Raw genomic sequence first — 25,016 nt, forward strand, 5'->3', positions numbered from 1 at the left:
TTCGGGTCATGACGCTTTTCACGACGGATTACCTGGAGTACTACCTGACGCTGGTGTCCTGGATCGTCCATAACGGCATCTGGGCGGTGCTGGTATCCAGCGGGGTGTTCGCATTGCCGTTCGTCGCCATCATCGTGCAGGAATGGCTGAAGGCACGTGCAGAAGGCGCCGACGAAGGCAACAAGGGCGTACTCTCGGCCGCCCGCATCGAGAACCGCGTTTTTGTAGCCATCGTCGTAGTGATGTTTGCCGGCATCCCATTCATCGACGTTGATCTGAACACCATCAAGTACGACAGCTCGCGCTCGGCCCAGTGCCAGGTCAACGTGCCACAGCCCGCCGACACGGGCTGGTCGCAGTCCTTCAGCACCATCAATAACCAGTCGGCGAAGGTGCCGGTCTGGTGGGGGTTCATGCACGCACTCTCGCGCGCCGTCACCGGCGCTTCGGTCGCGGCGATCCCGTGCGGCACGGACCTGCGGCAGATGAGGATGGAGATCGACGCGACCCGTATCGACGATCCGGTGCTGGCTCAGGAAGTGGCGGATTTCAGCCAGGACTGCTATGGGCCTGCGCGCGCCAAGCTGTTCATGCAGCGACCCGACCTCGATGAGGATCAGATGCACGACGTGACCTGGATTGGTTCGCGGTATTTCACTGACACGGGCGGCTACTACGACAGCTATCGGTCCAGCACGGCACGGGAGTCCTGGCCCTACGACAGCAACCGGGATGCGGGACTGGCGCAGGTCGCCAACGGCGGCGGCTATCCGACCTGCCGGCAGTGGTGGGCCGATGGTAGTAACGGCCTGCGAGCGCGGTTGCTCGGCCAGGTGGACCCGAGCCTCTTGAACCGTCTGGCGGGCTGGGCCGGTTTCCTGAGCCGCACCGAAGTGGATGACTCCGTGATCCGCGCTATCGCTTCGCCGCGGCAGCAGAAACTGAACCAGGGCAGCGTCTATACCGACTATGGCGGCCAGATCGACAAGACCTTGCCGAATGTCATTACGCGTGCGGCTGGCGATGCAGGGCTTGCGGTCGGTGCCATTGGGGCTTTCCCCGCTATGGACGTGGTGCGGCAGGCGGTGCCAATGGTGATGGCTTTGTTGAAAATGGCACTGGTCATCTGCATCCCACTGCTGCTGCTGGTGGGCACCTACGACTTAAAGACCGTTGTGGTACTGAGCATCATCCAGTTTGCATTCTTCTTCGTGGATTTCTGGTTCCAGATTGCGCGTTGGATCGACAGTACCATCTTGGATGCGCTCTACGGTTGGGGCTGGGGCTGGAACCGGCCACACTCTAACTTCGATCCGGTGATGGGGTTGAATAACGCTTTCGGTGACCTGTTATTGAACTTCGTGATGGGCACGATGTTCATTGTGCTTCCCACGTTTTGGATTACAGCTCTGGGATGGGCTGGCATTCATGCCGGGGGTGCGCTTCAGGGATTGATTAACGGCACGGGAGACGCCAAAGCTGCTGGCGGCAAGGTAAGCAACATGGCATTTGGCGGAGCTATGAAAATGGCAGCGAGACCAGACAAGAAATAACGCGGGTTTCAAAAGTTATTTTCGTCGTCTGGGTCATGCGGGTCGATGCGGTAGCCATCATAGGTATACAAACCGAATCCAACGGGGCCTTGCTTCCACTCGGGCTCTGGAGGCTCAGTCTCCCATTCCATATCCCTGGCTCCCCAGGCAACCGCCGTCAGGAACAGCAGTAGCAGCGCCATCCAAAAAGCAACGTATAGCAGCAGCCCCAGCGCAGCTAGTTTGGCCGCCCACAACAACAAGGAGGCTCCCGCCACCGGCACTTCCTTGGAGACCAACCAGTTCGACGCGCGCCGCTCGCCACGCGCATAAGCGCGCCATCCACGACCAAGGGCGCGGCCGAGGCGTTCTGCGGTGCTGATGCGGGTTGTCGTGTTCATGGTTGTCTCCTGCTACAAGGATGCCTATTCCCGTTTGCTCCAATCCGGTTTGCTTGCCTCGACCAATGCGTTCCAGTCGTCTGGCGGATTTCCACGTCCGAGCATCTTCTCGAACACCGCATAGGGGTCCGACTTGCTACCCGATGACCGCAGGGTCTGCTCGTCGTTGACCCAGGCGTACACGATGACCTTCGCCTTTGAGTCGTACCGGAAGAACAGCCGGTATCGCCTTCCGAGCTTGGCTCGCCGCCAGTGGCGATAGGCCGGCCCCATGGTATTGCCCTGACGGTATTCGTCGCGCGCCGGATCACTCGGCACCACGTCTTGTATCAACTGGACCAAGGCCCGGAAGAACTTGACGTTGGCATTGGCCCCGAACCCTTCCGGGTCGTTCTCTTGAGCGCGCAGTACAGCCGCGCGCAACTTCACCATCTGCTCGATCAGGTTATCGTGAAACAGCAGTGTCCATCCATGCTGTTGCATCAGATTTCCACGTCCTCATCGAACTCGTCGCCCAGGTCCACCTTGTGGCCCGCGTGTTCCAGCATCGTGCGAGCCAGATCCTCGGGCAGACCGCGAACATTCCGGCCAGCTTCAATGTCGCGCGCCAGCAGGGCCAGGAACGCGGCAATGGCAGGGTCCTCGTGTTCGGCATCGGCGCGGGTAACAACCACTTCGGCACCACGCAGCTCGAACGCGAGCTTGCTGCCGGTATCAGCGCCAAGCGCCTGCCGGATGGACTTGGGCAGTGTGATCTGACCCTTGGAGGTCAGCGTGGCAACTTCATGAATGGCGGGCATGGCGGCTCTCCTGATCGCAATGCTTGCATTGTAAGGAAACTTCCTTACTTCGTCAATATGAGGTCTCATCTGGGCTCTCCAGCATCCAACATGGACCTCATCGTAGGGTGGAAACAGTGAGCCTTCCCGCATCAATCCGGCCTCGTTGAGTCCCGCATTGGTGGTGGACGACCGATGCTCGCCGCTCTATATCCAAAGGCTGCAACGGCCAAAGGGCCGAAAGGGCAAGGGAACGGGGCGCAAGGGGAAAGGCCCTATCGAGAAAAGGCGAAAAGGCCTCCCAGTCAGCCCACCACTAGGACACCCACATGCTCTCTCTGTTCAAGCGAAAACGGCCCCCGGTCACCGCCGCGGCGTCACCAGCACCCGCCACCGATCTCCCGAAAGGGCTGATGCGGCCGCAGTCGGCCGCATCGCTGCTGGCGACGCCGCGGCGGCAGAAGCTGCTGGAACACATTTGGCAGAGAACCTCACTCTCGCGCCAGCATTTCGCCACCCTGTACCGCACGCCCCTGGAGCGCTACGCCGAGCTTGTGCAGGCTTTTCCTGCTTCCGAAGCGCATCACCATGCCTACCCAGGCGGCATGCTCGACCATGGCCTGGAAATCGTCGCCTACGCGCTCAAGCTGCGGCAGTCCTATCTGCTGCCCATCGGCGTCAGCCCCGAGGACCAAGCCGCGCAGTCCGAAGCCTGGACTGCTGCCGTTGCCTACGCCGCACTGCTGCACGACATTGGCAAGATCGCCGTCGATCTGCACGTCGAACTGGCCGACGGCTCGCTGTGGCATCCCTGGCACGGCCCGCTGCACCAGCCATACCGCTTCCGCTACCGCGACGATCGCGAGTACCGGCTCCACAGCGCCGCGACAGGCTTGCTCTACCGCCAACTGCTCGACCGCGAAGTCCTGGACTGGCTCAGCGGCTATCCGTCCCTGTGGGCGTCGTTGCTCTATGTTCTGGCTGGGCAGTACGAACACGCCGGCCCGCTAGGCGAGCTGGTGATCCAAGCGGACCGCGCCTCGGTTGCACAGGCCCTCGGCGGCGACCCGGCGAAGGCGATGGCAGCGCCGAAGCACGCGCTGCAACGCAAACTGCTGGAAGGCCTGCGTTACCTGCTGAAACAGGAGCTGAAACTCAATCAGCCGAAAGCTTCGGACGGCTGGCTCACCCCAGACGCACTTTGGCTTGTGAGCAAGACGGTATCGGACAAGCTGCGTGCGCATCTGCTGTCCCAAGGAATCGACGGCATCCCCGCGAGCAACACCTCCGTCTTCAACGTGCTCCAAGACCACGGGATCTTGCAGCCGACGCAGGACGGCAAGGCGATCTGGCGTGCCACCATCAGCAGCGACAGCGGCTGGTCGCACAGCTTCACGCTGCTGCGCCTGGCGCCTGCGCTGATCTGGGAGTCCGGCGAACGGCCCGAATCCTTTGCCGGCACCGTGGCGGTTGAAGAGGGCACGCCAGTTGATGCCCAGGCGGAAGCGCAGCCACCTGCCGCACAACCTGCGGCTGCATTTGAAGAAACAGCCTCATCCCCAGTCGGCCCATTCCCGTCGCAGCCAGGGAGTCTGGCTATTGCTTCGTACCCAATGGAGGACATCCTGTCCATGATCGGTGGAAGCGGGCCTGTGGCCGCAGCGGAGCTTGAAGACGAGACATCCGCCAGACGGCCCTCACTGCCCATGATGGAGGGCACAGCATCGGGCCAATCCTCCTTGACCGTCGAAGCCTCGCCAGCATCTTCGACCTGTTCGCCAGCTCACTTAGCACAGCAACCTACGGGAGAGCACTTCATGGCCTGGTTGCGCAACGGTATTACCGCGCGTCGGCTCATCATCAACGATGCCAAGGCACTGGTGCATACCGTCGATGACACGGCCTACTTGGTCAGCCCTGGGCTGTTCCAGCGGTACGCGCAAGAGCACCTTCAGGTCGCTGCGCTCGCCAAACAGGACAATGTGGCTGACTGGCAATGGGTGCAGAAGCGGTTCGAGAAGCTTCAACTGCACCGCAAGCAACCCAACGGCCTGAACATCTGGACGTGTGAGGTGAAAGGGCCTCGCAAGTCCCGACGGCTGCATGGTTATCTGCTGCAAGAGCCTACCTGTTTGTTTGACGAAAGCCAGCCGAACAACCCTTACCTATTCCTGCAACCGCAAGGCATCGCAGGAAAGCGGCGGACCAATTAAACTGTCAGATGCTTCATGAGCACATGACAGGGCGATAGGGGTGTACTCGCGTGCATACTGATCTTCGGCACCGATGTCGAAGGACTGCACCTTGGTTTACAAGTTCACGGGTTACTTCGGCAGAAATGGGTTCGACGGTCAGGGCGAATAAGTACTAGCATGCGCCGAGACAGCGTTTTGCATTCAATCCGCCATCGCCTCTCCATAGCGCACTGAATGTTCAGGCATCCAACTGGGACTAAGCTGCGCCAAATCAGGTGGGAACAACACCACTACGGTCGAACCCAGTAGAAAGCGCCCCAGTTCGGCGCCTTGTTTCAAGTTAATACGACGGTCGTGATAGCTCCAGTGCTGCACGCTGCCGCGGTATGGAGGCCTGACCACTCCGTGCCAGACCGTCACGATGCTGCCAACGATGGCGGCACCCACCAGCACCAGGGTGAATGGGCCATGCGGTGAGTCAAAATGGCACACCAAGCGCTCGTTGCGTGCGAACAGCGCATCGACGCCGCGCGCAGTAGCCGGGTTTACCGAAAAAAGCTCACCTGGCACGTAGCTCATTGACAGCAGATGGCCATCGCATGGCATATGGACGCGGTGATAGTCGCGCGGGCTGAGGTAGAGAGTGGCAAATGTCCCTCGTTCGAACCTGCGCGCAAGCTCTGGATCGCCAGCGAGTAAGGCACCTATGCTGAAAGATTTGCCTTTGGCTTGGAATAGCTGGTCGCGCTCGATGGGACCACACTGGCTGACGGCCCCATCTACCGGGCATACCCATCGCGCAATTGCCAAAGGGCGCACATCGGGCCGCAGCGCACGAGTGAAAAAATCGTTGAAGGTCTCATAAGCTTCGGGGTCGCTCCACACCGCGTCTGCCATGTTGACATCGTAGTAGGCGATGAAACGCCGGATCACCCATTGCGTCAGCACGCCCGCACGCCGGTGCGCGAGAAAGCCGAATATTCGGGTGATGAGACGCTTGGGCAGCAGGTGCTGCGATTGGACGAATACACGTTCGGACAAGCGCGGTTTCATGTCGGCGCCTGGCGTTTCCCTCGTCATTTGGCAGCGACCTCCATGAATAGCCAGTAACGGAGGGCAACCAGTCTTGGCAGACAGATGCAGTCACCGCAAGCAATGTTTTCAATGTGGAATTTCATTTCACATCTCCTGATAGCTGTTGTTCCATAGCTCTACTAAGACGTTTCATCGTGGGAAGGTCAATCTCTTGGGAATCCTCACTTCTGAGCTTGCGTGGTGACAGGGCCGCGCAAATCCAGGAAGCCGCACGGCTACCTGATACAAGACCCTCGTGGACTGTTCAATGAATGTCCGCCAAATAACCCATATCTGACACGGGAATCGTAAAAATATCTTCCGACCAGCACCTCAGAGACCCACATTCTCCTTTTCCAGCACTTGCTCAGCTCGATAGCTAGAACGCACGAGCGGACCTGAAACAACTTCGCGAAAACCTTTGGCCAGGCCAAACTCACGATAGGAATGAAATTGCTCAGGCGTGACGTACCGCAGAACTGGAAGGTGATTGAGCGTGGGACGCAGATACTGCCCCAAAGTCAGCACATCGACATTGGCAGCTCGGATATCGTCCATGGCTTTCATGATTTCATCGTCGGTCTCGCCCAGGCCAAGCATGATGCTAGTCTTCGTGATGACGTTTGGTGCATACCGTTTAGCATGCGCGAGAATGGCAAGCGTTTGCGCGTAACCGGCCCGCACATCACGCACAGGATGGGTAAGCCGTTCAACGGTTTCGACGTTTTGGGCGAAGGTTGTGAGTCCAGCATCAATGACCTGTTCTACGCCGCCGAGATTTCCCTGGAAGTCTGGCGTCAAGGCTTCGATCGCCGTCGTTGGCGATTTTTCGCGTATTGCCCGGATGCAAGCGGCATAGTGGCTGGCCCCCCCATCTTCAAGATCGTCGCGGTCCACAGATGTCAGCACAACATATTTCAACTGCATCAACGCCACTGCCTCGGCTACTGCCGCAGGCTCATCGTGATCCAGCCAGCCGTGTGGATTTCCAGTGTCCACTGAGCAGAATCGACAGGCGCGCGTGCAGACAGCCCCCATGAGCATCAGCGTAGCGGTCCCGCGCCCCCAACACTCGCCAATGTTCGGGCACTTCGATTCAGCACAAACCGTGTTCAACCTGTGCGCCCTGACGATATCCTGAACTTCCTGATAGTGACCTCCCGATACAACGCGCACCCTGAGCCATGCGGGCTTGGGAGCAATATCGTGTGTCTCGGAAAGGCGGTTGGGACGTATGCCGTCTTTGACTGCCTTCGTTCCTTGAGGACTTACGAATTTTGCTCCCGAAGGTACGCGAACAATGGGTATTACTGTGGTCATAAATTTTTCCCATTCAAAGTGGAGCTACCCAGCATCTTCGCGGTTGCACCATCATTCAAGATGAAGCGATGGACACCGACCATCGCCAGGTGCCCCGCTATTGCCGCCAATAGTGACCAGCCAAGCCAGCCGTGCAGCGTAAGGTGTGTGGCATCGCAGGATATCTCCACGAATTGCTCCCATGCTGGCTTGGGGGTGCTCGACCAGAGAATGGGAACGATGCCGTACAGCGCGAAATCACGCCCCATGCCGCTCCATCGGACAAGCGCTAGCAACGGAACCACCAACATCAGCCCGTACAAAATCGCGTGCCCGACACTGGCGCACCAGGCGAGGCCGCCTGTTCCGTATGTCGGACGCACATGCCAATTGGCGATTGCCCAGATGCTCCGTAGACCGGCCAATATGCCGAGCAGGAGCCCTGCATTTGGATGCGATGGCATCACCCAATAGTCACTTGAATGCCAGCCTAACCCGACCTCCAGCCCCAGGCCGATGAATAGCCAGGCGAACAAGATCGCCATCGTCCAATGCAAACCTCGGCTGACAAGGCCATAGCAAGAGGAATTGTCGAATAGGGGGCTTGATTGCGGCCTTACCCTATTCGAGAGTGCTTTCGTCTGCGCCTGCATCCAATTCAACGGCCCACTGTCGCTGGCATCAAGATCGGAGCAGCAGCTACTCCGCCGTCGTCTCCATCGCTGTCAACGGCTGCGGCTCCCTTGAATCGAAGCAGACGCAAGGCGTTGAGTGTCACCAATGCGGTGGCCCCGGTGTCAGCCAGCACAGCAACCCACAAACCGGTGACGCCCAGTACCGTCGTGACCAGAAACAGCCCCTTCAATCCCAAGGCGAAGAACACGTTCTGATGAATGTTTGCCATGGTTGCCCGCGAAAGAGCAACAAGATGGGCGACGTCCACCACCCGGCTCTTGAGCAGGGCTGCGTCAGCGGTTTCGATGGCGACATCCGTTCCGCCCCCCATGGCGATGCCTACGTCCGCAGTAGCCAAGGCAGGTGCGTCATTGATACCGTCTCCGACCATGGCAACCTTGCCGTCGCGCTTCATGTCGTTGATCAGACGCAGTTTGTCCTGCGGCAACAACTCAGCCTCACACTCCATGCCCAGGGCGGTCGCAATGGCCTGCCCCGTGCGCTTGTTGTCCCCGGTAAGCATGATGGAGCGAATGCCCATGGCTTTAAGCCGTGCAATGCCTTCGCGTGCATCGCGCCTAGGTTCGTCTCGTAGCGCGATAAGCCCCAGCACCTGACGAGACTGCTCATTGAACAGGACCGAGACCGTTTTTCCGCTCTGTTGCAGCGTTTCAATACTGGATTGATGCGCATCGGACAGGGCTGCCGCCTGAGCAGCATGCAAGGGGGACCCGACGGCAAATCGCTGCCCGCCGACAGTCGCATGTACAGCCTTGCCCGCCGTCGCAGACGCATCCAGGGCATCAGGAATGACCAACTCCGCAGCCTGAGCGTGCGTCACGATAGCCTTGGCCAGAGGATGATTCGATCCCATCTCGACGCTGGCCGCCAGCATCAAGACCTGATCTTCCCCGCCTTCGCGGAAGGCCACCACATCTGTGACGCGCGGCTTGCCTTCCGTCAGAGTGCCGGTCTTGTCGAAGGCGATGGCTCTTGCGCGGCCAATGATCTCCAGGGCGTTACCCCCCTTGATCAACAACCCGCGCCGCGTACCAACTGCCAGACCCGATGCAATCGCTGCGGGAGTCGATAACACCAGGGCGCAGGGACAGGCGATCAACAACAGCGCCAACCCGCGGTACAGCCAGGTCCCCCAATCGCCGCCCATGATCAGCGGGGGCACCATTACGATCAATGCCGCAATCACCATGATCGCCGGCGTGTAATAACGACTGAACTGCTCGATGAAGCGCGCGGTAGGCGACTTGGCCGCCTGAGCCTGCTCTACCAATTGAATGATACGAGAGATGGTGTTGTCGGCAGCAGCTTTTTCCACTTGGACCTGAAGGGTGCCATCGACGTTGATAGAACCTGCGAACACACTTTCGCCGATCGCTTTCGGCCGGGGAACGGACTCCCCTGTGACAGGGGACTCGTCGAGACTGGACATGCCCTGTACGATCACGCCATCTGCCGGCACACGGTCACCCGGTCGAATCAGCACACGGTCATCTACGCCCAGCGATGCGGCCGGCACCTCGCGCTGGCCACCTTGCGGGTCGAGCAATACAGCGATCTTGGGCACTAACGATGCCAAGGCTTTGATTCCCGCGCGCGCCCGGCCTGCAGCCACGCTTTCCAGCAGTTCACCCACCGAGAACAGGAATACCACGGCGGCCGCTTCTTCCGCTTCGCCAATGACCAGCGCGCCGATGGCTGCCACGGACATCAGCATTTCGATCGAGAACGGAGAGCCAGACAACGCCAGCGCGAAGGCCTTGCGCACGAACGGAAGCACGCCCGCAACCACTGCGGCAGCGAAGATCCATTGCCCATATCCTGGAATAAGATTGGCAATGACGTAGGCCGCAGCCATCAACGCGCCAAGACCTACGACGTGCTTGCCTTTCCTGCTCTGCCACCAACGCGGGCTGTCGGCCACCGGAGATGGGTTGGGCATAGCAGTAGTGCCCTCCGAGTCTTGGACGGCGGATACGCCAAAGCCCAGGCTCTTGACGGTCTTTTCAATGTCGTTGGCTTTGGTCGCCGCGCCGGGAGCCAGTGTCAAGCCAAGAGTTTCAGAGGTGAAATTGACTCGCACATCGGACACCCCAGGCATCCGCGCCAGAGCGGTTTCGATTTTTGCAACGCAGCTCGCACAATCCATACCCTCAACACGCATGGACAGATTCGGGGGGCTTGCGGGAGGTGCCCTGAAAGCAGAAGATTGATCGCCATGCTCATGCGAGCAGCACGCTCCCTCCACATGGCTATGCCCTTCGCTGTGGCTATGGCCGTGATCGTGGTTGTGACCATGACTTGTGTGCTCATGGCCATTGCATCCAGCATGATCATGAGCGGAATGGCCGTCCTGACTCTTACGCAGATGTGCAGCCGGCTTGACTGGTGCATGAGAACCAGGCAATTCCCGCGCATCAAATCCCAGCGAGCGGATCTTGTTGGTGACGTCCGCGCCCGAGGTTGGGCTGGCCGGGCTCCGCGCCAATGTCAGGGTTTCCGCCGTAAAGTTGACCTCGACTTCCGAGATACCGGCCATGCGTTGCAGGGCCGTTTCGATCTTCCCGACGCAACTCGCGCAGTCCATGCCTTCCACCTGAAAGACAAGCTGCTCATTGGTTTCTGAGGCAGCCTCATAGGGTCTTGACGACATCACAATCTCCTTTGCTCACCGATGTGCTGGCGTTAGTGCGAGTCAGCGACACCATCGATGAGCAAATAATAGCACACATGAACATGTGTTCATATGATTGATGCCAAAGCCCCACAGGGAGCGCAGAAGTTCTGATCTTCACCTAGCCGGATCATTCGGCAACCATGCATCCATGAACCCCTTTACCACCGGGCATTGATGCAGCCCCGTCGAGTTACCTGGGCATCTCGGTTGCTAGTCTTCTGTGTCGTCTTCGGAGACATGGCTTGCCATGTCAAGCAGGACTTGGCTCACGTGCATGTCGGCCACCTCGTAAAAGACTTGTTTTGCCTGGCGCGTGCCCTTGACCAATCGGGCACCGCGAAGCAGTCGAAGATGGTGACTGACCAGTGACTGTGAAAGATCAAGGCATTCAGCAATCTCTCCAACCGACGAAGAACCATCGAGACAACACAGCATGATCTTGAGCCGAGACGGATCACCGAGAAGGCGGAATGTTTCCGCCAGAATCGTGATGTCGTTTTGCGACAGTTCCGACAACACAATGCCATTTTGCGTTGCATCGCGCTGCTTGGAGAACTGCTGCTTGTTTACGGAAAGCGGCGAGTCATCAGCCTGTTTTTTTTTCGAAGTCATTAAAAAATTCCTGAATACAAACTCGAAATGCCTGTCCTGCTGGTGAGAAGCGCAAGGAAACCGCAATCACGTTTCACAGGGTCAATTTTAAGCCATAGGGTAGATCAGTCGCCTACCAGAGTCACCCGCCGCTGCAAGCGGTACCCTTACTTCATGGCAAGACCCTTGCTTTTCTCAGATCGTCACAGTGCAACTGGACATCGCCCGGGCAACGCTGGTCTACCGAGCCCGCCGCTACGGCATCCCCCAAAGTCGAGTGCGCAAGCCATGAAGCTCTCGACGTCAGCAACGGCCTCAGACTACTCATCCCGCCAGCCCTGATGCAAACATGATCAGGCCGGAAACGATCAACAAGCCCAGTACAACCTGTCGGAACCGAAGATCCGACATCCCCTTATACATCCGCGTTCCCAGAAAGGTGGGGATCAGCATTGCCGGCGCCACGATGGCGAACAAGGGCAGTGTGCCCTTAGTCACTAGACCGGATGCGACATACGTTGCCATGATGACGACAAGCATGGCGAGGTTGAAGTTCTGGATGACCGCGCGCTGTTCTTCTCTGGGAAAACCTCGCAGCACGCACCACAGAGTTGGGATCACGCCCGTGAAACCACCAAATCCGCCCAACACACCGCCAGCCAAGCCAGCGGCGGCATCAGCCAATCTGCCGCCGAAGGCAATCTTGGGAATCCGCTGGGCGAACAGCATTGTTGGGCACCAGACCAGCAATATGGCACCCATGCCAATCTTGAAGGTATTCGCATCAACCATGGGCAAAAGCCAAACGCCGACAGGAATTCCCGCCAGCCCTCCCAGCACGAAGGGAAGCAGCAACCTTGAGCTGAAACCGCGCCGGACTGAAAATGCGGCAATCAACTGCCCCAGAAGGCCGCCAAACACTGTCAGCGCGGCGGCTGTCTGTGGATCGACCGCCCACACCCAGAACGACATCGCTACCAAGCCAAAAGCGAACCCAGAAAGTCCCTGAACGAAGCCGGCCACAACCGCGCCCGCAGCAACCACGAAGTAAACAGTCATTATTTTTTGAAATCAGAATATCCAATTAGCGAGATACCAAACAAAAACTGCCCGGACTGGCTCCCAAAAAATCAATCTATAACGGGTTCGTTATCGTAGCCGAGCGCTCCATGCGAGCGTCATGGCCCCCAGGCCCCGAGCACGAAGGAGGCAATCCGAGCGAGTGCTGAGGCCGTGCTGAGGCCCTTGACCTTTCAATAATGAAAGGCTTTAGCCTCTTTGACATCAAAGAGTCAAAGAGAGAACGCGATGAGTGCATCTGCGGAAATGAGAACCGGAGCCAGCGCGGCGACCATCAGCCTTCCCAGGTTGTAGTCCCCCAGAAATCCTAAGACGTCCCATCGTGGAAAGTTCAAGCCCAGCGTCTTCCCTCATCGGTCACGTCGGCGGCAATCGGCGTCTATCCCATCTCAAGAGCGGCATGATCTTCGCCAACGTCCGCGGATAGCGCCTGTTGGCTGGCTCGCTTGGTATTGCAGAAACTGCGCCGGTAATCCGAAGGCGAGGTTCCGAGTTGCGCACTGAACTGCTGGCGCAGCGACAGGGGTGTCCCGAAGCCTACTTCTGAGGCGATGCACTCGATAGGCATCTCTGTGGTTTCGAGCAACTGCTGGGCACGTGCGACCCGCTCGGCGTTGACCCACTTGATGACGGTGGTGCCTGTGGTTTCCCGGAAACGCCGGGTGAAAGTGCGTCGGCTCATCTTCGCGACCTCGGCAAGCATATCGACCGACAGCGGCTCGGCCAGATGTTCTCGTGCCCATTCCAGAACCCCCGGTAGCCGGTTCTCGCTCGGGATCTGTGGCACCGGCCTCTCGATGTACTGGGCCTGGCCGCCCTGTCGGTGCGGCGGTGTGACCAATTGCCTGGCCATGCGGTTTGCCGCATCGGAACCGTGCCGCTCACGAACAAGTTGCAGGCAACAGTCGATCGCAGCCACCGTGCCGGCCGAGGTGACGATGTTTTCATCGGCGACGTACAGCACATCGGGGCGAAACAGCGTGTGCGGGAAACGCTGAGCAAAGACGTCTCGCGCGACCCAATGGGTTGTCGCCTCACGGCCATCGAGCAGGCCCGCGTCGCCCAACACGAAGGCGCCCAAGCACAAGCCCACGATCATCGTGCCCCTGTCATGCGCCTGGCGCAGTGCTTCGATCAACTCCGCCGGGGCGGGTATCTCTGGGTCGGACCAAGCCGGCACCACGATGATGTCAGCGTCGTACATCGCCCACAATCCGTCCGGCACTTCGATCACCAGGCCTTGGTCGCTGGTCACACGCCCTGGTGTCAGCGCGCAATACCGCACCTCGTAGGCCGGAAAGTCCGGTGGCCCGTTGACGACGCCGAACGCCAGCGCAGGGACAGAAAGCTGGAACAGGCTGACGCCTTCAAAGGCCAGTACGGCGACACGAATGGGTGCCATCAAAACACTCCGCGAGACACTATTGGCCCATTTTCTTCCAACAATAGATTCAGGTCAACTCAAGTCTCGACAAGGCCATGGCGGTAAAACGACTCGCCCAGGCGCGATGGGACAGGTCTTCGGCGCAGATCAGCCAGCAGCCCCCCCTGCGGCATCTGGCCGGCTCATCAGTTTCCACCAAGGTAGAGAAAAGTTGTGCCGCTAGCAGCTCTCGTGCCAGCGGCGCGCCTTGCCCCGTCCATTGCGCGGCAATTCTTGGTTGCCGAAATCCGTTGCTGCAGCGTTCAACTGTCTGGTCGCGTCATAGGTAATGGGAAAGGCCGGTGGCGGTGGACTGCCTGCGGTCTCCCGAAACAATCGTTGGAAGACCGACGAACCGTGTGGAAGCACGCGCGCCAGCCGTACATTCGCGCCCTGATCAGGGAACTGCTTTTCGCAGCCTACTCCGCTCGATAACTGAGCAATGCGCTCCTGCTGTGCTCAAGGCTGCTTGCGCGCCACCAAATCGATCAGCGCGGACATGCCGCGGTGGCCGTGGCCCTCGGAAATCTCACTATCATGCTCACGCAGGTGTTCGATCGTCATCTCGGCAAAGGCTGAACGCAGCAGTTCAGTCGTGTAGAGATTCTCGATAGCAGATGGCCCCCCCGTGCGGTAAGCGAGCTGCTCGGGGCGATAGCCCTGCAACAGCAGCAGTCCGCCCGGCCGCAAAGCCTGCTGCATGCCAGTGAACATCGCAGCCCTCAAGGCAGGCGCTGCGAACTGCACAAAGATCGCCACCACCACATCAAAGCTGGCGGGTTCCCAATCGAAGTCACCTAAGTCGGCAAGCACGGTCTTGAGCCCCACGTCATTGGCGGACGCCAGCTTGCGCGCCTTTTCCAGCCCAACCGCTGAAGCATCCATCGACAGCACATCGAGCCCTTGCCTGGCCAGCCAGACGCCATTGCGGCCCTCTCCATCCGCAACTGCCAATGCGCGCATACCCGCTGCCAAGCGATGGCCCTGGGCGGCCAGGAACGCATTGGGTTCGGTGCCGAACACATAGTCATCCACGGCGTAGCGCTGATCCCAGTGCGGGTTGCCCGCAGCTTCCTTAGATCCAAGACTCATGTGACATCGACCTCCTGAAGTTGCCATGAATAGATGAATGGCCTAAATCTATCTCACATTGTCGTTTAGGTCAATTGTTGAGAATGGCTTCCATCCCCAGAATTTCAACCTGAGACGCTCTCCTTGAAAGAGGAGGTGTTTAGGCAATCCATTTTCAAGAGAGAACGCTCGTGAACGACTCGATTTTCGGCACACGCCGTGGCACAGCACCCGCCCCAATTTCCATTCTTGACTTCGCCATGGCCGGCAAAGGTGTTTCAGCGCGCGAGGCGCTGCGGGACAGTATCGAACTGGCCAAGCTGGTGGACCGCCGTGGCTTCACCCGCTACTGGGTCGCGGAGCATCACTCCATGCCTGGCGTGACAACATCGTCACCGGCCATGCTGCTGGCCCGACTGGTCGGTGAAACCCAGCGGATTCGATTGGGTGCCGGCGGGATGATGCTGCCCAACTTTCCGCCACTGGTGGTGGCCGAGCAGTTCGGTCTGCTGGCTTCGTTCGCACCCGGACGCATCGACCTGGGCATTGGACGCGCGCCCGGCACCGACATGAACACCGCCGCCGCATTGCGTCGCGGGCAGACAGGTGCCGAAGATTTCCCGGCGCAATTCAAGGAGCTGCTGCACTTCCTTGACGGAGACTTTCCAGGCGGCCACCGCTACAAGCAGGCAGGCGTCTATGCCGTGCCCGGCCCCACGCAAGACCAGGAAAACGGCATTGAGCGGTCGTTCCAGCGACCGCCGGTCTGGCTGCTGGGCTCGTCGGACTACTCGGCCCGAATGGCCGCAAAGCTCGGTTTTCCATTCGCTTTCGCCGCCCACCTGGCCGACCAGAACGTGATGTACGCGCTGGAAGCCTATCGCGAGAACTTCCGTCCTTCGGCAGTGCTGGATCGACCCTATGTCATCTCCAGCTTCGGTGTCATGGCCGCAGACGATGAGCTGGAAGCTCGCCGTCAAGCCTGGGCGTACTCCCACGCAATGATGCGCATGACCATGCGGCGCTCTTTCGTCGTGCCGACGCCGCAGGAGGCTGCGCAATACAACTACTCATCCGCAGAGCAGAGCGCCATGCAGATGTGGAACGACAAGATCATGAGCGGCACCGGAGAACAGGTGACGGAGAAACTCAATGCGTGGCAAGGGCGCGTCGAAGCGGACGAGCTGATGATTCTGAATCTCGGCCACTCGCAGCAGGCCATCTACCGCTCCACCGAACTTATCGCGGACGCCTACGGCATGCCAGACAACATTCTGGAATAGGCCTCAACCGAGAACAACGCCACCGCCGGCGCCGCGTCGGATCAGCCATTGAGGCTGTTGTTGACTGATACAGACGATGCACACAAGGCAGGCCATCAACAATTACCGGAAGCAAGAAAAATGACGGACCAAAACTACAAAGATCACATTCCAGAGATCGCCAGGCGCATTGAAGAAGCCGATGCGATCCTAGTGGGCGGCGCGTCGGGCATGTCCACCGCCAACCAGCACGACTTCTACGGCTACAGCAAATACTTCCGGGACAACTTCAGCGAGTTCCAGGATGCCTACGGAATCCGCAACCTCTGTGGCGCGCTTTACTACCGCTACAAGACGAGCGAGGAACGCTGGGCCTACCTTTCCAAGCACGGCGCGCTGCTGTTCGACGAACCACCAGGTCAGACTTACGTCGATCTGCACGCGATGATCAAGGACAAGAACTACTTCATCGTCACGACCAATCAGGATTTGCAGTTTTCCAAACTGTTCCCTGACGAGAAGCTGTGCTATCCGCAGGGAACCTCTCACTATCTGCAATGCGGCGTCCCCTGCCACGATGACGTGTACCCGTCCGAAGAAGCCGTCAGGACGATGGCAGCGAACATCACGGGCACGCGCGTACCGAAAGACCTGATTCCCAAGTGCCCGCGTTGTGGCGAGGAAATGGAACCCTGGTTCCGATCGCCGGTATTTCTGGAGGGAACATTCTGGCAGTCGTACATGCGCAAGTACCAGGATTTCATCGAACAGAATTCGCACAAGAAGATTCTCCTGATCGAGCTGGGTGTCGGGCCGATGACGCCGAACATCATCAAGCACCCCTTCTCGGTGGCCACCTACCACTGGCCGAAGGCTTTTCTGGTGCGCATCAACAAGGACGAGCCCCCAACTCACGAGTTGCTGCGCAACAAGACCATTACCTTGGACGCAGACATTGCCGATGTGTTGCGTGACCTGCGAACGCACATGCAGGCTCCGCTCGCAATCACTTCCAACTGATCGCCAAAGGAACAAAAATGACGGAACAACTCCAAACAGTCATGGAGCACATCCAGGCGGCTGATGCCATTGTCATCGGCGCGAGCAACGGACTGTCGATTTCCGAAGGAATCCATATCTTTGCGGAGAACGAGGACTTCGCCCGGCACTTTGGCGAGTTCCGCGCGCAACATGGATTTCGCTGCATTATCCAGGGGTGTTTCCATCCCTATCCTTCAGAAGCGCAGAAGTGGGCGTTCTTCAGCCGAATGCACCAGTACTTCCTACGTGACAAGGCCCCCAGCCAGGTCATGCAGGATCTGTACGATTTGGTAAAGGACAAGAACCACTTCGTCCTCACTTCCAATATCGACGCTCACTTTCATCTCGCGGGCTTCGATCCTTCACGGCTCTTCGAGATCGAAGGCAATTGCAGAAGCATGCAATGCGCGGTCGCCTGCCATGATCGACTCTATCCGGGCGACGATGTGCTCTCGGAACTTGCCCAATCGGTGCAAGACGGAAAAATCCCTGAAGAACTGCTCCCGAAGTGCCCCGAATGCGGAGGACCGATGAAGGTGCATATCGAGATTGATCGCCTGTTCCTCAAGGGAAGCGAATGGAATGAACGGAAACGCGGCTTCAGCGATTTTATCGAAAGAGTCAGTGGCAAGAAAATCGTCTTTCTTGAGCTGGGCGTGGGCGCACGCAACCAACTGATCAAGGCGCCGCTCATGCGAATTGCCGAGTGCGAACCGAATGCAAGCTACATCTGCTTCAACAGGGGAGCGGAGGTCTACATCCCACGCGAAATTGAATCAAAGGCGATCGGCGTCGATGGAGACATTGCGCAGGCGCTGAGGCAACTGGCTGCGATGTTGCCAGCCTAAAAATCTTGGAGACAGCCATGCTTTTGGAAAATGCACTGATCAAACATCCGCTATGCCAACCAGTTGCCAAACGCTACAGGCAATGGTACGACTTCATGGAAAACAACGTCGAATATTGGATGGCAGACAGTCCATGGCATGCGAAGGATCATGCCGCGAGGGTGTTGCTGCTGGCCCTGATACTCGGCCATAAAAAAGGCCTTGATGACGAAGGCATGGACACCTTGAGCTTGGCGGCCGTCTTCCATGACTCCCGCAGAGTAGACGACTGGATCGACAAGGGACACGGGGAGCGTGCGGCACATTACTACCGTGAGCGCTGCCGTGAAACGAACATCTACATAGATGCACATGCCGCCTTCATCATGCACCACCACGACTTGGACGACCGCATTGGATTGGCTGAGATCGACAGGATGTACGCGGGCCGCACGGAGCGCTTGGCGCTCTTCCAAATATTCAAGGACGCCGACGCACTGGATCGCTTTCGTTTGGGGGATGACAACTTGAACGTCTCAATGCTCCGCACAGAGGAAGCACCGACGTTGATCGAGTTCTCCAAGCAAATGTTGCAGCAAAGCAGGAACGAATTGAATGCTCGCTCAGGCGCGGTGACGCTCTAAGCATAGGAGGGAAATGAATTATGCGAATACTGGTCGTGGTTGACATGCAGGAAGACTTCATTCGCGGAATCCTGGGAACACAAGATGCGCAGAACATACTCGCAGATGTCAGGGCCAAGATTGATGGCTATCTCGCTGCGGGTGATGTCGTTATCTATACCCAGGACACCCACACGAGCGACTATCTGCAAACGCAGGAAGGCAGGAAGTTGCCGGTCGCGCACTGCATCAAGGGAACGCATGGCTGGGAAATCGTCCCCGAAGTCCTCGTTCAAGGTTGCGCAGTCATCGAAAAGCCGAGTTTCGGATCTTTGGCACTCGCAGACCATGTTCAGGAGCTTTCGGGGGTCACCGCCATCGAGGTCATCGGGGTGTGTACCGACATCTGCGTCATATCCAATGCGATGATCCTGCGGGCGGCGCTGCCGGAAGTGCCCATCCAGGTGGATGCTTCATGTTGCGCGGGATCGAGTCCCGTTGGACATAGCAACGCGCTACAAGCCATGCAGGCATGCCAGATCGAAGTCGTAGGAGGCTAGTACGATGAGCCAGTATGACGACCGCAACATCAGCATGATGATGGACCTTTACGCGCTGACCATGGCCAATGGCTACTTCGTGTATGGAAACGAGAAAACGTGGGCTGCGTTCGACGTGTACTACCGTAAGAACCCTGATGACGGTGGATTCGCAGTTTTCGCTGGCTTGGAACAAATCATCGAGCACATACAAGGTCTGCATTTCAGTGAACGGGACATCAGCTACTTGCGTGAACTGAGGCAGTTCGATGATGCCTTCCTTGAATATCTGCAAAATTTCCGGTTCTCGGGTGATATTTATGCGTTCCCGGAAGGAACCATCATGTATCCCAACGAACCTATACTGACTGTCATCGCGCCGATGATCGACGCGCAAATGGTCGAAACAGTCATCCTGAACCAAATCAATCACCAGTCCCTGATTGCAACCAAAACGCGGCGCATAGTGAATTCGGCGCAGGGGCGACCGGTGTTCGATTTTGGGGCAAGGCGAGCACATAACGTCGATGCCGCTGTCTATGGCGCGCGAGCTGCTTACATAGGCGGAGCGGCGGGCACGTCAAACATCATGGCTGGCAAGCAGTTCGGAATTCCCTTAAGCGGGACGATGGCCCATAGCTGGGTGATGTTCCATGACAGCGAGTACAAGGCGTTTCGCCGCTACGCAGAACAGTACCCCGATGACGCAGTGCTCCTGGTCGATACCTACGACGTCATGCGTTCCGGCGTTCCTAACGCGATTCGCGTTGCAAAAGAGATATTGGAGCCGATGGGTAAGCGCCTCAAAGGCGTGCGCCTGGACTCGGGCGATCTGGCTTATCTGTCAAATCGGGCGCGAATCGCACTGAACGATGCTGGACTCGAAGACTGCCGCATTTTTGTTTCCAACAGCCTCGATGAATGCACCATCAGGGCGCTGATCTTGCAAGGTAGCAACATCGACGGTTTTGGGGTCGGGGAAAGTCTGATTACATCAAAGAGTGACCCGGTGTTAGGGGCTGTCTACAAACTCGTTGCTGTTCAGGATAAAGAGGTTTTCGTACCACGAATCAAGGTTTCGGAAGCTGCAAGCAAAACAACTAACCCTGGACTCAAGAAGGTGTACCGCATTTATTGCGAAAAAGGTCAGGCCATTGCTGACTTAATCACAGTTGCGGACGAAATACTGAATCTGGCAAAGGACTCCCGGTACGTTGATCCAGAAAAGCCTTGGCAGAATCGCAGCTTCACCAACTGTTCTGCCAAGGAGCTTCAAGAACCTGTTATCAAAGGTGGTCGCCGAGTTTATCCAAAACGCAGTATTGAAGAAATCCGCCATTATGTAGAACAGCAAATTTCGCAAGAAACTTGGAAGGAGGTCACTCGGTTAGAAAGACCTCACGTCCACTATTTGGATCTTAGCCCTGCATACAACGAAATGAAGACAAGAATGCTTCGCGAGGCTTCAATGGCGGATAAGTTTATGCCGAATGCGCTTTCATAGGTTTCCCGTTCAAGCTCGAATATAGGTCCAACCCTCCTGTTTCAACCGGGCAAGCTCCAAAACGGCGGGTCCAGAAATCAAGTTGAGTGGCGATCGGTTTTCTCTTTCAGAGCGCGCCAAGCTGATCGGACATAACCAATCCACAGAATCAAGACCCTCATGTACGATGCCACGTGCAGCAGGAACTGCATAGCATTGGCAATAATGCGTACCTGTGTGCCCGGAGCCTCTCTCATTATATTGGCAGCGTTTTTTCGCGATCGTTCCAAAGAGGTAGGACTCGGAGCATGCCAAATGATCATCATCGGATTTTCACGGTTTATTGGATCTCACTAGATCTTGATGTCTCCCGTCTTCTTCCGAGTATCCCGCAGGCGTTTTCCAACCATGCCAACGCTACGATAGAGTCAAGGATGGCGATATGGAGCGAGAAAGGCCCAACCCCGATCATGGCGCGCCTGCCTCGCTCAGACGCTCAAGGAAATCGTGAGGCTCCATTTCTCCGACCATGCGCTGCGCTCGACGCTCCTTTCCATCAGGACCGACCAGAATCAGCGTGGGCGGTCCCATGACCTGCCACTGCTTGAGCAGTGCTTGATCTGTAGCATCATTGCGCGTTACATCCGGCCGCAGTATCTGCAGCTTTGCCAGGCGCTCGGCCACTGTGGTATCGCCGAAGACGTTGCGCTCGATCACATGACAGCTCACACACCAGTCCGCGTAAAAGTCGATCAGGGTCCACTGCCCCTGTTCGCTCGCTTCGTCCAGTCGGGCTTGAACGTCTTTGACGGACTTTGCTGCAAGGTAATTCGGCTTACTTGTGCTAGCATTGTTTGTGCCGGATGGTACTGTAGACAGCCGCATGTAAGCCAACGGCTGCAAGGCAGAATCTGCTCCAGAAGCTGCGCCCACCAGCATCAGAATCGACCAGATACCGATCAGTGCGGCGCCGAACTTCAACGCCCACATCAAACGGCCCGTGGACTTCAAGGCCTTCGCCCAACCTAGGAGCCCAAACGCTACGCCCAGCGCGAGGGCTCCCCATAACAGCAGGCTTACTGTGGCTGGCAGGAAGCGCGCCAGCATCATGATCGCCATGGCAACCATCACATAGCCGAAAGCAACGCATACCCTGTCCATCCATTCGCCAGGTTTGGGCAGAATACGAGCACCAAAGGCCGCGATCGCCAACAAAGGCAATCCCATACCCAAACCGAGCGCGAACAGCACAAGTCCCCCTGTCAATCCGCTGCCTGTCTGCCCGATGTACAGAAGCCCACCCGCTAGCGGAGCCGTCATGCAAGGCCCGACCAACAATGCTGACAGAAAACCCAGCACGGCAGCACCGGCAAGACTTCCTCCTGCACGCCCGCGCCCCGCAGATTCGATGCGATTGACGAACGCTGAGGGCAGTTGCAGCTCGAAGGCGCCAAACAGCGATACCGCCAAGACGAGAAACAGACCTGCGAACGCGCTAAGGAGCCAAGGCGATTGCAGTGTGGCCTGCAGATTGGCGCCGGCTAGGCCTGCGGCCACACCCACCGCTGCGTAGGTGCCGGCCATCGCCAAAACGTACGCTAGCGATAGCGCGAAGGCACGACGTGGCTTGGCCTGACTGCCAACTACCAGTGTGGATATGATCGGAATCATGGGCAATGTACAAGGCGTAAATGCCAGCAGCAGACCAAAGCCTAAGAACAGCAACATACCGGAAACAGGCCCCATCGCTCCCAGCCGCTTTGCAAGCGCCTGATCGTCACCAACACCTTCGTGAGACTTGGCTGCTCTCGCGGTTTCAGGAACCGGCGATGCGTGGTTGCTGGCTTGGACTCGGTTAGTCGCAGACCAAGCTACAGGAATGGTTCCAGGTGGATAGCAGACCCCCTTGTCGGCGCAGCCCTGCCAATGGAGCGTAGCCGGTCCTGCGGTGTTGGCAGGGAACCGCAGACTCAAGTCCGGAGATGTGTAAATCTCCGTATCGCCAAAAGACTCGTCGTGCTTGGCTGTACCTGCTGGAAGTTCTAGAGGAACATTTCTGCCTTTTTCATCGGTCAGTTTGAGCGCATGCCGGTAGAGGTAATGGCCTTTAGCTATTTTTCCTTCGACAACGATCCAGTCGTCTTGCTGGCTAACTTCTCTCAGCTTGAATACCTCTGCTGCATCCAGGAACTGAGATTCGTTGCTCCACAGAAATGAACCACTACCCGCTACTGCTGCGCCAGCAGCGCAGCACATTAGTACAAGTGCCAATATAGCTCGGCGCAACAACAGATCGATACGCAAATCGTCACCCTTCAGACACAAGTGTTCAGCCAATCTTGGCCGATGTCGATTAAGTGAGAATAAAGTGACGATCCAGCCTTTCCGGCCTAATATGAAGCTTTGACCAAAGCAAGATAGAGGCAAGATGCGGATACTTCTAGTGGAGGATGATGAACTGATTGCGAGCGGCATCCTCGTAGGCTTGCGCGCCCATGGCATCGCTGCGGCGCACGTACTCACAGCAGCAGACGCGGAGTGCATGCAGCAAGAAGAAACGTTCGATGCCATCGTTCTCGATCTGGGGCTGCCGGACCGCGACGGCCTGCAACTGCTCGATGCTATCAGGGCTTTCGAGCCTGCGGTTCCGGTACTGATCCTCTCTGCGCGGGACGCCATCGAGTATCGACTATCCGGCTTGCATGGCGGTGCCGATGACTACATGACCAAGCCCTTCGATTTGAGGGAGCTCGCTGCGCGGTTGCATGCACTGGTCAGACGATCCCAGGGGCGCTGCGTACAAATTATCGAGGCCGGCCCCTTGCGTGTGGAACCCGATAGCGGCCTGGCGTGGTTGAGCGGACAGCCGGTCGAACTGTCGCGCCGTGAAGTGGATTTGCTCGTGCACCTGGCCAATGCCGAGGCGCGATGGCTGCCCCCCGACTCCCTACGAGAACGGTTATACGGTTTTGGCGAAGAGATTCACAGCAATGCACTGAACGTACATATCCACAACATTCGTCGCAAACTGGGTAACCAGGCTATCGAAACCTCACGCGGCTTGGGGTATCGTCTAGGTTGGCGGAGGTCGTCATGAGTTTGCGCTTACGTGCCGTCTTGATCACGGGGATTGCTCTGGTTGTTTTGTGGGGCGCTGCTGCGGGCTGGATGATGCGGGATGTTCATGCAAACTTGGACCGCACCCTTGATGGCCGACTGGCCATGTCGGCGCGTATGGTCTCAGGCCTGCTCGAACGCGCCGCATTTTCTCCTGGTTCAGCAGACCCCGACTGGAACGATGCAGTCCGAGTCAGCGGTGGTGAAGGCATCGCCTGCGAGATCCGCTCACTGCGCGGAGAGATTTTAGCACGCACTGTAGGAGGCCCCCACTCCGCATTTGAAAACTTGCAGTCTGGATACAGCGTCCGAGAGGTAGACAGCCGAGCCTGGCGGGTTTACGTGCTTCGGGCTGGCGACTATCAAATCACCACAGCAGATCGCATCGACGAACGCGACATCCTGATCAATGAATTGCTATGTGCTGCAAGCGTTCCGTTTTTGATTGCGTTCTTTGGTTGCTTGGCAGCATTATGGATAGGAATTGGGCGTGGGCTCGCTCCACTCAAGGCACTGTGCCGCGCCTTGCGCGACAAGAACACTGAAGACACGACTCCGATCGACAGCCACGGGACACCATCGGAATTGCGCCCGGTCCTTGCGGCAATGAATGGCCTGCTCGGACGCCTGGCGAAAGCGTTGTCTCTTCAGAGAGCCTTTACTGATGCAGCCGCGCACGAATTACGCACGCCGTTGACCGTGATCGACACGCATCTTCAAGTAGTGCGGCTGACTCAGGGTGAAGAAGCACAGGCTTCACTTCGCAGCGCTGAAGAAGGAGTACGCCGATTGCGGCGAACCTTGGATCAAATGATGGTACTGGCCCGCGCCGAAGCTCCGATTGGCAGCGACAGCTCGTGTACTTCCATACTGGCAGTGGTGGATGAAATTATTACCCGCCTAGACGATGCTGCGCGCGCTCGCGTAACGCTTGTTAGCGAAGGCGCGGATACTTGCACACCTGTTCCCAAATCCATGCTCGAAGCAGTCCTGCGAAATCTGCTCGACAACGCGCTGCGCTATTCACCATCTACTTGTCCCATCAACGTAAAAATTTCGTTCGCCGAGCCAAAGAAGCAGTGTTACATCGAGGTGATGGATCGTGGTCCCGGCTTAAGCGCCGAACATACAGCCCAAATCGGTCAACGCTTCTGGCGAGGCGATCAAGGTCGACGACGTGGTGACGGTTCTGGCCTTGGGATATCCATTGTTCGAGCCATCGTCGAACGTTTTGGAGGGTCATTGAATATGATGCCGAGGAATCAAGGGGGATTGATCGCCAAAGTTACAATCCCTTTAGGATGAGGAA

Annotated in this window: 22 protein-coding genes and 1 pseudogene; 11 read left to right on the forward strand and 12 right to left on the reverse strand. The window is 57.8% G+C overall.

Annotated features, from left to right (window positions below; genetic code table 11):
- Positions 1–8: 8 nt before the first annotated feature.
- Positions 9–1,553, forward strand: a complete 1,545-nt coding sequence (locus QMY55_RS22455; RefSeq protein ID WP_283486312.1) for a conjugal transfer protein TraG N-terminal domain-containing protein — start codon at positions 9–11, stop codon at positions 1,551–1,553.
- Between the two features lie 8 nt (positions 1,554–1,561).
- Here QMY55_RS22455 and QMY55_RS22460 read toward each other — a convergent pair whose 3' ends face one another.
- Genes QMY55_RS22460 through QMY55_RS22470 form a run of 3 tightly spaced genes read right to left on the reverse strand, consistent with a single transcriptional unit; the run spans position 1,562 to position 2,733 of the window.
- A complete protein-coding gene (locus tag QMY55_RS22460) occupies positions 1,562–1,933 on the reverse strand; it encodes a DUF3742 family protein (protein ID WP_283486313.1) in 372 nt (123 codons plus the stop codon).
- 24 nt (positions 1,934–1,957) lie between these two features.
- On the reverse strand, positions 1,958–2,416 hold the full coding sequence (locus tag QMY55_RS22465; protein ID WP_283486314.1) for a type II toxin-antitoxin system YhaV family toxin: 459 nt from the start codon (positions 2,414–2,416) through the stop codon (positions 1,958–1,960).
- Positions 2,416–2,733 (reverse strand): type II toxin-antitoxin system PrlF family antitoxin, encoded by a 318-nt coding sequence (locus QMY55_RS22470; protein ID WP_205191412.1) that lies wholly within the window; start codon positions 2,731–2,733, stop codon positions 2,416–2,418. The genes QMY55_RS22465 and QMY55_RS22470 overlap by 1 nt, the downstream gene beginning before the upstream one ends.
- Positions 2,734–3,041: 308 nt before the next feature.
- Here QMY55_RS22470 and mobH point away from each other — a divergent pair, with 308 nt between their 5' ends.
- Complete coding sequence (gene mobH, locus QMY55_RS22475; RefSeq protein WP_283486316.1) at positions 3,042–4,925, forward strand: MobH family relaxase; 1,884 nt, start codon at positions 3,042–3,044, stop codon at positions 4,923–4,925.
- A 183-nt stretch (positions 4,926–5,108) separates the two neighbouring features.
- Here the strand turns inward: mobH and asd are convergent, their stop codons facing one another.
- Entirely contained in the window at positions 5,109–5,948 is an 840-nt protein-coding gene (asd, locus tag QMY55_RS22480; protein ID WP_283489036.1) for an archaetidylserine decarboxylase, read from the reverse strand.
- 228 nt (positions 5,949–6,176) lie between these two features.
- Between asd and QMY55_RS22485 the strand changes: the two are divergent.
- Positions 6,177–6,293, forward strand: a pseudogene (locus QMY55_RS22485) (conjugal transfer nickase/helicase domain-containing protein); the annotation flags it as partial.
- A gap of 21 nt (positions 6,294–6,314) precedes the next feature.
- On the opposite strand, the gene lipA reads toward QMY55_RS22485, so the two are convergent.
- From lipA to QMY55_RS22520, 7 genes are all read right to left on the reverse strand, one after another.
- Positions 6,315–7,301: a lipoyl synthase gene (gene lipA / locus QMY55_RS22490; RefSeq protein ID WP_283486318.1), complete on the reverse strand. Its 987-nt coding sequence runs from the start codon at positions 7,299–7,301 to the stop codon at positions 6,315–6,317.
- Positions 7,298–7,933, reverse strand: coding sequence for a cytochrome b (locus tag QMY55_RS22495; RefSeq protein ID WP_283486319.1), 636 nt, complete (start codon positions 7,931–7,933; stop codon positions 7,298–7,300). The genes lipA and QMY55_RS22495 overlap by 4 nt, the downstream gene beginning before the upstream one ends.
- Positions 7,934–7,938: 5 nt before the next feature.
- Positions 7,939–10,626: a heavy metal translocating P-type ATPase gene (locus tag QMY55_RS22500; protein ID WP_283486320.1), complete on the reverse strand. Its 2,688-nt coding sequence runs from the start codon at positions 10,624–10,626 to the stop codon at positions 7,939–7,941.
- Between the two features lie 234 nt (positions 10,627–10,860).
- Entirely contained in the window at positions 10,861–11,262 is a 402-nt protein-coding gene (locus QMY55_RS22505; protein ID WP_283486321.1) for an ArsR/SmtB family transcription factor, read from the reverse strand.
- A gap of 303 nt (positions 11,263–11,565) precedes the next feature.
- Complete coding sequence (locus tag QMY55_RS22510; RefSeq protein WP_283489037.1) at positions 11,566–12,303, reverse strand: sulfite exporter TauE/SafE family protein; 738 nt, start codon at positions 12,301–12,303, stop codon at positions 11,566–11,568.
- A 397-nt stretch (positions 12,304–12,700) separates the two neighbouring features.
- Positions 12,701–13,723: a GlxA family transcriptional regulator gene (locus QMY55_RS22515; RefSeq protein ID WP_283486322.1), complete on the reverse strand. Its 1,023-nt coding sequence runs from the start codon at positions 13,721–13,723 to the stop codon at positions 12,701–12,703.
- Positions 13,724–14,203: 480 nt separating this feature from the next.
- Positions 14,204–14,836, reverse strand: a complete 633-nt coding sequence (locus QMY55_RS22520) for a class I SAM-dependent methyltransferase (RefSeq protein WP_283486323.1) — start codon at positions 14,834–14,836, stop codon at positions 14,204–14,206.
- A 170-nt stretch (positions 14,837–15,006) separates the two neighbouring features.
- On the opposite strand from QMY55_RS22520, the gene QMY55_RS22525 reads away from it, so the two are divergent.
- From QMY55_RS22525 to QMY55_RS22550, 6 genes are all read left to right on the forward strand, one after another.
- The gene (locus QMY55_RS22525; RefSeq protein WP_283486324.1) at positions 15,007–16,098 is read left to right on the forward strand and encodes an LLM class flavin-dependent oxidoreductase; all 1,092 of its coding nucleotides are present in this window, start codon (positions 15,007–15,009) and stop codon (positions 16,096–16,098) included.
- A gap of 120 nt (positions 16,099–16,218) precedes the next feature.
- Positions 16,219–17,097, forward strand: a complete 879-nt coding sequence (locus tag QMY55_RS22530) for an SIR2 family NAD-dependent protein deacylase (RefSeq protein ID WP_283486325.1) — start codon at positions 16,219–16,221, stop codon at positions 17,095–17,097.
- A 17-nt stretch (positions 17,098–17,114) separates the two neighbouring features.
- Entirely contained in the window at positions 17,115–17,966 is an 852-nt protein-coding gene (locus QMY55_RS22535; protein ID WP_283486326.1) for a Sir2 family NAD-dependent protein deacetylase, read from the forward strand.
- Positions 17,967–17,983: 17 nt separating this feature from the next.
- Positions 17,984–18,589, forward strand: a complete 606-nt coding sequence (locus QMY55_RS22540; protein WP_283486327.1) for an HD domain-containing protein — start codon at positions 17,984–17,986, stop codon at positions 18,587–18,589.
- A 20-nt stretch (positions 18,590–18,609) separates the two neighbouring features.
- Positions 18,610–19,128, forward strand: coding sequence for a cysteine hydrolase family protein (locus tag QMY55_RS22545; RefSeq protein WP_283486328.1), 519 nt, complete (start codon positions 18,610–18,612; stop codon positions 19,126–19,128).
- Between the two features lie 4 nt (positions 19,129–19,132).
- On the forward strand, positions 19,133–20,611 hold the full coding sequence (locus QMY55_RS22550) for a nicotinate phosphoribosyltransferase (protein WP_283486329.1): 1,479 nt from the start codon (positions 19,133–19,135) through the stop codon (positions 20,609–20,611).
- 447 nt (positions 20,612–21,058) lie between these two features.
- On the opposite strand, the gene dsbD is transcribed toward QMY55_RS22550, so the two are convergent.
- A complete protein-coding gene (gene dsbD / locus QMY55_RS22555; RefSeq protein ID WP_407650563.1) occupies positions 21,059–22,927 on the reverse strand; it encodes a protein-disulfide reductase DsbD in 1,869 nt (622 codons plus the stop codon).
- A 91-nt stretch (positions 22,928–23,018) separates the two neighbouring features.
- On the opposite strand from dsbD, the gene QMY55_RS22560 reads away from it, so the two are divergent.
- Positions 23,019–23,687 (forward strand): response regulator, encoded by a 669-nt coding sequence (locus QMY55_RS22560; protein ID WP_283486330.1) that lies wholly within the window; start codon positions 23,019–23,021, stop codon positions 23,685–23,687.
- Positions 23,684–25,012 carry an ATP-binding protein gene (locus tag QMY55_RS22565; RefSeq protein WP_283486331.1) on the forward strand — a complete coding sequence of 443 codons (1,329 nt, stop codon included), beginning with the start codon at positions 23,684–23,686 and terminating at the stop codon, positions 25,010–25,012. Before QMY55_RS22560 ends, QMY55_RS22565 begins: the two co-directional genes overlap by 4 nt.
- Positions 25,013–25,016 lie beyond the last annotated feature (4 nt).

It is taken from the genome of Comamonas resistens (assembly GCF_030064165.1).
Classification (GTDB): domain Bacteria; phylum Pseudomonadota; class Gammaproteobacteria; order Burkholderiales; family Burkholderiaceae_C; genus Comamonas; species Comamonas resistens.